The sequence below is a fragment of the Pseudomonadota bacterium genome, from assembly GCA_010028905.1.
Taxonomy (GTDB): Bacteria; Vulcanimicrobiota; Xenobia; order RGZZ01; family RGZZ01; genus RGZZ01.
In genome coordinates this window covers 20619-28878 of sequence record RGZZ01000016.1, presented here as the reverse complement: position 1 = coordinate 28878, position 8260 = coordinate 20619, and the positions used below count along the sequence as shown (strand labels likewise).

The following is an 8260-nucleotide window of genomic DNA, read 5'->3' as shown; positions in this document are numbered from 1 at the left end:
GAGCTCGCCGCTGCGCAGGAATGCGGCGAAGCGCGCCGGCTCGTCATGTCGCGGAAAGATGTGACGCTCATCCTCGAACGTGTGCCCGTAGGGGATGTGCGAGACGTCATGCAGCAGCGCTGCGGCATACAGCGCGCGCTTCTCGTCTGCATCGGCGAACGGCCCTTGCGCCGCCTCGACGGAAGTCACGATGCGGCGCGCGAGATGGCTGGTGCCAAGGCTGTGCTCAAACCGGGAGTGCAGCGCCGACGGATAGACCATCGACGCGGTGCCCAGCTGCTTGATGCCCCGGAGGCGTTGGAACTCCGGGGTGTCGATGAGTGCGACTTCGACCTGTGCATCGAGGGCGATGTCGCCGTGAACGGCGTCACGAAAGATCTTCTCGGCCATCAGCCGCGCTCCGCTCTTGTTCGGGGTGGGGCGTGTCGCGTCTTCGCCCACACCCGCGTGGGGCCCTTCGATCGCGTGGTCGCTGGTGCGTTCATCACAGGACTTGAGAGGTCTGGCGATGGGAGGTCGTTGACACGAGCGAGCGCATCCGCTACCATCAGGCGTGCCCCGAAACTGCCGCTGCGCAGGTCGAGGCAAAGATCAGATCCATACGAGCCTGGAGAGCTGGCAGAGCGGTTTAATGCGGCGGTCTTGAAAACCGTTGGGCCCGCGAGGGTCCCGGGGGTTCGAATCCCTCGCTCTCCGCCATGTTCGTCTCAAGAGAGCGGCACAGGTGCCGCTCTCTTCTTTTCCGTGCCGTCGGCTGCCCACGCCTTCTCGTGATGGAGAGGGGCCCCAGCCCCGTGGGCCTGTCAACGAGGGGACGACAGACGGCAGACTTCGCCCCCTCGTCCAGCGTGATCAGACAGGACGCGGGAAAGCGAGAGCGAACCACAGGTCACGACGACGATGCCTCATTCTGCCCCCCCTTCCCGCCAGACTTCCCACACCTCGCGCGCGACGTCGAGCCCGCTTGTTGCGCTCGCGACGCTTCTCGTGGGGGTCTCGGCCTCGTTTGCGCAGCCTTCGGCGATCGCCGCGCCGCGTCCGAGTCCCCCCGCATCGGCCACCTCCTCCCAGGCCAAGGCGCCGACCCAGAGATCGGGCTCACCGGCCGCAGGCGCCTCTCCGGCAGCCGCCGCCACCGACTACAATGTGCGCGTCACCGCCCAGTCGATGCGCTATGACGATCAGAAGCACTTCCTGACCCTCGACGGCAATGTGGTCTTCACCCATCTCGACACGCAGATCACGGCCCCTCACGCCGAGTTCGAGACAGACAAGCAGATCGGCCACTTCACGAAGGGCGTGCGCATCACCCAGCCGGGCACGACAATGACGGCCGACAAGCTCTCCGCGTTCTACGCGGAGCGAAAAGCCGTGCTCACCGGTCACGTCGACGTGGTCACCGAGAAGGTGAAAGCGGCAAGAGAAGGCGACCCCGCTGCGAAGAAGGGCGAGCCCGCGCGACCCGGGGCCACGCGCAGCGGTGGCTCGAGCACCTCGCCCACCACCACGGTGCCCACGATCATGATGTGCAACGTGCTCGAGTACTGGTGGGAGAAGCTGGAGGGCGACGCCATCGGCGATGTCAGGATCAGGCAGGCCGACAAGCGCGCGTTCTCCGACCGCGCCCACTATGTCGGCCACGACGCCAGACAGGTGCACATGTACAGCAACGTCCGCTACGAGCGTGGGCCCGATGACTGGCTCACCTGCGAAGACGCCGTTGTCGATCTCGACACCAACGTCTTCACCGGGAACGGGAACGTGGAAGCCTATGTGCGCCTCCAGCAAGCCGGCGGAGCGGCCTCGGCGCCGGTGACCCCGCAGGGGGATCGGGTGCTGAAGCCACGGCCGCCCATCGCCCCCGGCACGCGTCGCCTCTCTCCGCCGACACCGTCGCCGGACACTGCGGCCGGCCCGAGCGTCCCTGCGCGCGACACATCGTCATCGGAACCTCGCCGACCATGAGGCGTCTGCTCGCTCTGCTGTTCTTGCTGGCGTCGACCGCAACCGCATGGAGCCGCCCCACGTCTCCGCCGAACTCCGTGAACGGTCTGGCGAACTTCGCGTTCATCGAGCGTCAGCGCGCCGTGGTCAAGCTTGGCGACCGCGGCAACCAGGTGATCTGGCGTGTCGACGCCGACGCCCTTACCCTGCGTGCCGCCTGGCACGATGTGGGACCACCGCCTGCGTCGCAGCGGGGAACGAGCGACCTGGTGAGCACCGACGACATCGCCTGGGTCGCGCTGGCTTACCTCGAACAGGCAGAGCGTGGGGGCAGCGGAGCAGATCGAGCGCGCTCCGAGGCCAGGAGCGCGCTTCGCACGCTCATTGCGCTGCAGCGTGCAGACGGCGGCTTCGTCGCCTACCAGAGCCCCGAGGCGCCCGGCGAGGCAGCGGCGGTGTTCGGGGCCGCCGACTGGATGGCGGGGGCTCGTGCCGTGCAGGCGTTCGGGGCCGGCATGCGCGTTCTCGCCCGTGATGAATCGCTGTCGAACGCGCTTCAGGTCGCCCTCGAATCGTTCCTGCAGCGGCTCTCATCGATGTGGAGCCGTCCGGAGCGCGGCGTGGGCAGGCACCTCATCATCGACCAGAAGCGCATGCCCGCCTGGCTGCCCTTCCACCGCGCCGACGCCGCCGCCGCCATCGTCCTCGGGCTCTGCGACTGGCAGCGGTCACGTCCCAGTGATGCCACGGTCGTCGCCCTGCGCACCCTGGCCGATGGCCTTGTGGAGATGCAACGAGGATCGGTGGGGCAGTATCCCTGGGAGGCATTTCTGCCCCAGGCCGACCGCCCGTGGCTCTGGTACGCCGATGGAAACCTGCAGGCCTCTGCCCTCGCGCACGCCCGTGAGGTCCTCCAGAAACCTACCTATCAGTCCACGGCCCTGCTCGAGGCAGATGTCCTGTACCCGCGCATCCTGTCGTCGTTCCCGTCGATCTGGCAGATCACCCCCATTCCCGAAACCGCTCCAGCCGTCCCGGGAACGGCGGCATCGCTTGCGATGAACTGTCGCGCCGTGTGGCAGCTGTCGGGCAAGGATCGTCACGCCGCCCTCGGAGCGCTGTTTGCGTCGTGGCTGCTCATTCCCGGCAAGAGCGGACACGCGCTCTATGACCCCGGCAGCGGGCGGTGCGCGGAGGTGATGACAACTGAAGGTCCATCGCATGAGGGGTCCGTGGGGGCGTCTGCCCGTGCAATCTGTGCGCTGCTGGCCATCAGCGCCACCCCCGTCGCCGACCTCATTCGAGCCGTTCCGGTCGGACAGTCTGACAGCGTGCAGGTGCTGCCCGCCGTCGACGGTCGCCCCGTCACCGAGTCGTACGGCGTTCAAGACCTCACGTTCTACGGAATTTCACGCCGCCTGGCGCGCCTCGTGGGCGACAATGCGTTCTGGCTTCGTTTCGAGACGCATCAGAGCTCCCCTTACGCTGTCGATCTGGTCTTCCTGAAGGAACGCACGACGGGGGCTTCCTTGAATCTGCGCCTCGACGGCGACGCCATCCTCTCCCTTCCCCTCGAGTCCACGCCAGATGAGGCCACACTCGCACGGGTCCGCGCCATCCCCACGAGTCGCCTCGACCCCGGTCTCCACACCCTGGGGGTGAAGGGAAACGGACTCGCGCTCTCGGGCGGCAGCCTCCTCGACGTGTTCCTCGTCTACCCGACCACGGCGTGGCGCGCGTGGCGACTGCCAGGTGGGCGTGCCGTGGCGGTCGCGGCCAATCTCGATGAGGCAGCGCAGTCCACCGACCTGCCCGTCGCTCTCCAGCTCACGCCTCGCAACCGCTTCGCCGACTTCGCGATGCCGAAGGACGAGGCCCGTCAGAAGGAGGAGCACGGCGAGGTCACCCGCCGTGAAGATGGGACCTGGATGCTTCGCCTCCCGCCCTATGGGTGCGGCCTGTTGGAATGGTGAGACGAACCGTGAAACCCACGGCGGATTCTGCTACATTTCCAAGTGCAACGCAGAGGAAGGGCATCGAATGCTGCTAGGCTACTCCGATCTGGTCATCGACCGGATCATCGGCGACCACCTCATGAACCCCTGGTTCGACAAGGTAGCCGTGTACGGGTTCACGACCTTCATGCTCGGGCTTCTCTTCGTCTGGGTTCATCGGCGCATCAACGACGCGCAGATCTATCGCGTGCTGGCCGTCAGCCTCGGCGTGAACGGTGCCGTCGTGCTCTTCTTCGGTCGCAACGCCTACCCGCATCCGCTTGCAGCCCTCTTGTTCTTCGCGTCTCTCTTCTTCACGCTGTCGGCAGTCGTGGCGATCTGTACTGTATTCGCGGTGCAGCGCGGCCCCGACTTCGGTCTTCCGGAATCAGCCGTCATGGACGTTGACGACCACACGCCCAAGAGACAGATCCCGTTTGTGGTCACCACCACGCTGCTGGTCTTGTTCTGGCTCTCGGTCACAGCGCCGTTCGTTCTTCTCGACCAGCTGCTGGGCGCGCTGACCTGGGCCCTCGCGGGGTTCATGGTCATGGTGGTCTCGACCGTTGCCTATGCCCTGGTGCCGGTGACCGAAGTTCGCGAAACGGCATTCCTGACCGAGTCAGCCCCGCCCAAGGAGATCGAAGACATCTTTGCCATCAACGGCCCCGTGAACAACGTGGAGAAGATGACCGTGCCCCTCCTTTCGCTGTCCTTCTGGGGCTTCGGAATGTACTTTGCCGCCAATGGCGCGCGTCTGGCAGGCGACGACTTCGTGGGCGCGGTCTTCCTCCTCTTGCTGGGCTTGAGCATCCTTCTCACCGAGATGGCGCGGGCGCGCAGAACAGGCGCCGCCGATACCCCCGGCGATCAGCAGGCACGCAACATCTGAGACCTCTCGAGGCGACTTCCCAGACCGCTGCAGAAGCGCAGCGCCCTTCCTCCAACGAACTCTGAGAGGGAGGCAGGTTTCCAGTGGGGCCGAGATGAACCGTTTCCTTTCCGAGGCTTTACGCCGCGGTCATCTGACGAGTTGATGAAAAAGGCTGGGTAGCATGCAGCTCGACCGCTTCCAGGGCCGATCGGTCTTGTCTGAGAAGCTCCTGCGCACGGCTGGCGCCGCGTCTGAATACGAAGACGACGTCGCCGCTGAGCTGGGCAAGGAGGCGGTTGCGGCGTTCTCGTATGCCCTTGAGCTCTTCGAAGGCCTGCAGCGCTCGAGCGGCGAGCCCGCGATCTGTCACACCGCCGACGTCGCCATACGCACCGCAGACCTGGGTCTTCCCACCCGCTACCTCGTCACCGCCCTGCTTCATGACTGCGTGGAAGACACGTCGAGCTCTCCAGAGGCATACGTCTCCGGCCTCATCGAGATCGAGCGGCGGTTCGGCAAGGAGCTGCGTGACAACGTCCGCCTGCTCACCAACCGGTACAGCATCATCGTCAACCAGGCCATCCGCTCGCTGGGGAACCGGTCGGTCTCGCTCCGGATGAACGTAGAGTCGCTGCATCGCGTTGCCGCCGAAGTGCGGGTCTTGCGTCGAACGCTTGCCGCATCGATCCAGGACGAGCTGGCCCACGAATATCACCGCCTTGCGGAGTCGCTCACCGAGCTCGACCTGAGCAGCGGAATCGCCATTCACCAGGTGAACCGACGCTACAACCTGGCCACCGAGATCGCGTTGCACGTCTACGGGCTCTTCATCGACGACATGGTCGACGACTTCAAGGAGCGATGCTCAGGTGACGGCCCCGGCTGCTACGATGTCGTTCTCGTGGTCAAGTTCATGGACGCGGTCGACAATCTTCGCACGAGCGCGGCCACTGAGAAGATGAAGCTCGAGAAGATCCTGCGCAAGACCCAGATGATTCTCGACAAGTCGTTCCACCTGCACGCGTATCTGCATGAGTCTGGCATCGACGCTCGAACCTTTTCTCTCTCCTACGAGTTCCTCAAGTACACCCTGGTCGAGCAGATGCTCGAGCGCAAGCGCGCGCTGCAGAACCTGGCCGACACCCGCTTCTCCCCGCTCTCCGATTTCATGGTCGAGCAGATCACCGCGCTCGAATCGAAGTACAAGATCGACATGAGTCCGCCCCAGCGGCTGACCGAGCTGCGCGGCGAGCTCCGCAGCCTCAACGCCACGCCCGCTACCTGACACCCAGCTGCGAGAAGACGAAAGACCAGGTATCCGTTCCTTCGTCGAGCACCTTGGCCAGCGGCTTGCCAGCGCCGTGACCCGCATCAGACTCGACCCGCAGCAGAACGGGCCCTCCGCTTGTTGCTTCCTTCAGCCGAGCGGCCATCTTGCGGGCGTGCAGCGGATCGACACGGCTGTCAGAGGCGCCGGTCAGCAGAAGCGTCGCGGGATAGGCGACGCCGTCGGTGACGTTGTGGTAGGGCGAGTACGACACGAGCCACTCGAACTGCTCAGGGTCTTCGGCGCAGCCGTACTCGGGAATCCACAGACGCGCGATGCGAAACAGATGATAGCGCAGCATGTCGAGCAGCGGAACCGAGCAGACCACCGCCCTGAACAGCGCTGGGCGCTGCGTCATCGCCGCACCGACAAGAAGCCCGCCATTGCTCCCCCCGCTGATGGCCAGACGCTCTGATCGCGTGTAGCCGGAGGCGATGAGAAACTCGGCCGCGGCGATGAAATCGTCGAAGACGTTCTGCTTGCTCTCGAGCATTCCCGCACGATGCCAGGCCTCCCCGTACTCTCCACCTCCGCGCAGGTTGGGAATGGCATACACCCCACCACGTTCAAGCCACACGTATGTCGAACGGGTGAATCCTGGCGTCATCGAGACATTGAACCCGCCGTATCCTGTGAGCACGCAGGGCGAGGTGCCGTCGAGCGAGAGATCGGCGCGATGCACCACGAACATGGTGATCGGGGTGCCGTCTCGCGACGGATACGTCACCTGGTTCACCGCATAGCGGGCGGGGTCGAGGTCGGCCTCCACGCTCAGATGGCGCGCCGGCGCTTCCACCCTGTCGGATACCGCGCATCGGTAGACGGTCGGCGGAACGGTGAACGAGCTGAACCCGAAGAACAGCTCATCACCATCGTGCTCTCCGCTCATGCCGGAGACCGTCCCCAGGGTGGGGAGAGCGATCTCATCGATGTGGCGTCCATCGAGATCGTGCACGGTCAGGCGTGAGGAGGCGCGTTCCATCCAGTGCACGATGAGCTGGCCACCCACCACCATGAATCCCGAGAGCACACGGGTTTCGTGCTCCGCGATGATCTCGCGCCAGGCCCCGCGATCGCCGGCGCTGCCCGCCTCGAGATCAACGCGGTACAGGCGGTACCGTGGCGCCCCGTCGTTGGTGAGCAGGAACAGCACATCGCCCACGATCTCGGCGCCGAACAGCACGTCGACCCCTTCGGAGATGACCACGGGCGGCGTCTGCGCGACCCGATCGAAGAGATAGAGATCGGTTCGCGTCCATCCCACCTCCACGCTCACCAGCATCCATCGGCCATCATCGGAGAGATCCACATTGGGCCAGTGCTCGCGGGCGCGCCCCTCGCCGAACACCAGTCGATCGCCCGCCGGGTCTTCCCCCAGGCGATGCAGGAAGATCCGTCGGTGATACCCCTCCTCGCCGGAAGGCACCTCTCCTTCCGCCGGGTAGCGGGTGTAGTAGAAACCGCTGCCGTCTTCGAGCCACGCCAGCGAGCAGGCGCGGGTGCCCGGGATCACGTCACCCAGGGTCTCACCGGAATCGACCTCGAGAACGTGGAGCGTGCTTCGCTCATCGCCACCCTTCGAGACTCCGTAGGCCATGCGTCGTCCGTCATTGCTCACCACCCACCAGTCGAGAGCGATGGTCCCGTCGCTGCTCCACGCGTTGGGGTCGAGCAGAACCCGCTCTTCGCCTTGAAGCCCGTCGCGAACGTGCAGCACGGGCTGGTTCTGCTCCCCCTCGCGCCGCTCCATGAAATAGCGGTGCCCGCGCACTCGGGGAACGCCGACCCACCCGATGCGAAGCAGCTCGCGCAGCCGCTCACGAATGGCCGCGCGCTGCGGCACCGCGTCGAGAACGGCGCGCGTGAGCGCGCCCTGCTCGCGGGTCCACGCGATGACGTCGGGATCGTTCTCATCTTCCAGGGCGCGATGGGGATCCACGATCTGTCGACCGTGCATGTCGTCGATGATGGGCTCGTGTGGAATGCGCATGCCCCATCGTTCGCCTTCGCCTGCACCTCCCCCCTCGCGCCCCGTTCTTCAGGGTGCAACAGCCACCGACGACCTGCGAACCTGGCTGCGAGCCCTGTGCAGGGACGGTTGCGCCCGCGAGGAACCGGACC

At 65.6% G+C, this 8260-nt stretch carries 6 protein-coding genes and 1 tRNA gene; 5 read left to right on the top strand and 2 right to left on the bottom strand.

The features are described from left to right. A partial coding sequence (locus EB084_02560) for an HD domain-containing protein (protein NDD27133.1) occupies positions 1-441 on the bottom strand: 441 nt, incomplete at its 3' end. A 168-nt stretch (positions 442-609) separates the two neighbouring features. Between EB084_02560 and EB084_02555 the strand changes: the two genes are divergently transcribed. The 5 genes from EB084_02555 (at position 610) to EB084_02535 (ending at position 6097) form a co-directional block, all read left to right on the top strand. Beyond that, a tRNA-Ser gene (locus EB084_02555) sits at positions 610-699 on the top strand. A 201-nt stretch (positions 700-900) separates the two neighbouring features. Further along, complete coding sequence (locus tag EB084_02550) at positions 901-1965, top strand: hypothetical protein (GenBank protein ID NDD27132.1); 1065 nt, start codon at positions 901-903, stop codon at positions 1963-1965. Beyond that, positions 1962-3917 (top strand): hypothetical protein, encoded by a 1956-nt coding sequence (locus EB084_02545; protein NDD27131.1) that lies wholly within the window; start codon positions 1962-1964, stop codon positions 3915-3917. Before EB084_02550 ends, EB084_02545 begins: the two co-directional genes overlap by 4 nt. Before the next feature lie 67 nt (positions 3918-3984). Further along, positions 3985-4830, top strand: coding sequence for a hypothetical protein (locus EB084_02540; GenBank protein ID NDD27130.1), 846 nt, complete (start codon positions 3985-3987; stop codon positions 4828-4830). 163 nt (positions 4831-4993) lie between these two features. Further along, positions 4994-6097: an HD domain-containing protein gene (locus EB084_02535; GenBank protein ID NDD27129.1), complete on the top strand. Its 1104-nt coding sequence runs from the start codon at positions 4994-4996 to the stop codon at positions 6095-6097. Here EB084_02535 and EB084_02530 read toward each other — a convergent pair. Further along, entirely contained in the window at positions 6090-8129 is a 2040-nt protein-coding gene (locus EB084_02530; protein ID NDD27128.1) for a S9 family peptidase, read from the bottom strand. The two genes, EB084_02535 and EB084_02530, sit on opposite strands and share 8 nt — an antisense overlap. Positions 8130-8260: the final 131 nt, after the last annotated feature.

Excerpts from the sequence above, each read along its gene's own strand:
- EB084_02540 (NDD27130.1), top strand. The coding sequence starts at position 3,985 with ATGCTGCTAGGCTACTCCGATCTGGTCATCGACCGGATCATCGGCGAC.
- EB084_02530 (NDD27128.1), bottom strand. The coding sequence starts at position 8,129 with ATGCGCATTCCACACGAGCCCATCATCGACGACATGCACGGTCGACAG.
- EB084_02545 (NDD27131.1), top strand. The coding sequence starts at position 1,962 with ATGAGGCGTCTGCTCGCTCTGCTGTTCTTGCTGGCGTCGACCGCAACC.
- EB084_02535 (NDD27129.1), top strand. The coding sequence starts at position 4,994 with ATGCAGCTCGACCGCTTCCAGGGCCGATCGGTCTTGTCTGAGAAGCTC.
- EB084_02550 (NDD27132.1), top strand. The coding sequence starts at position 901 with ATGCCTCATTCTGCCCCCCCTTCCCGCCAGACTTCCCACACCTCGCGC.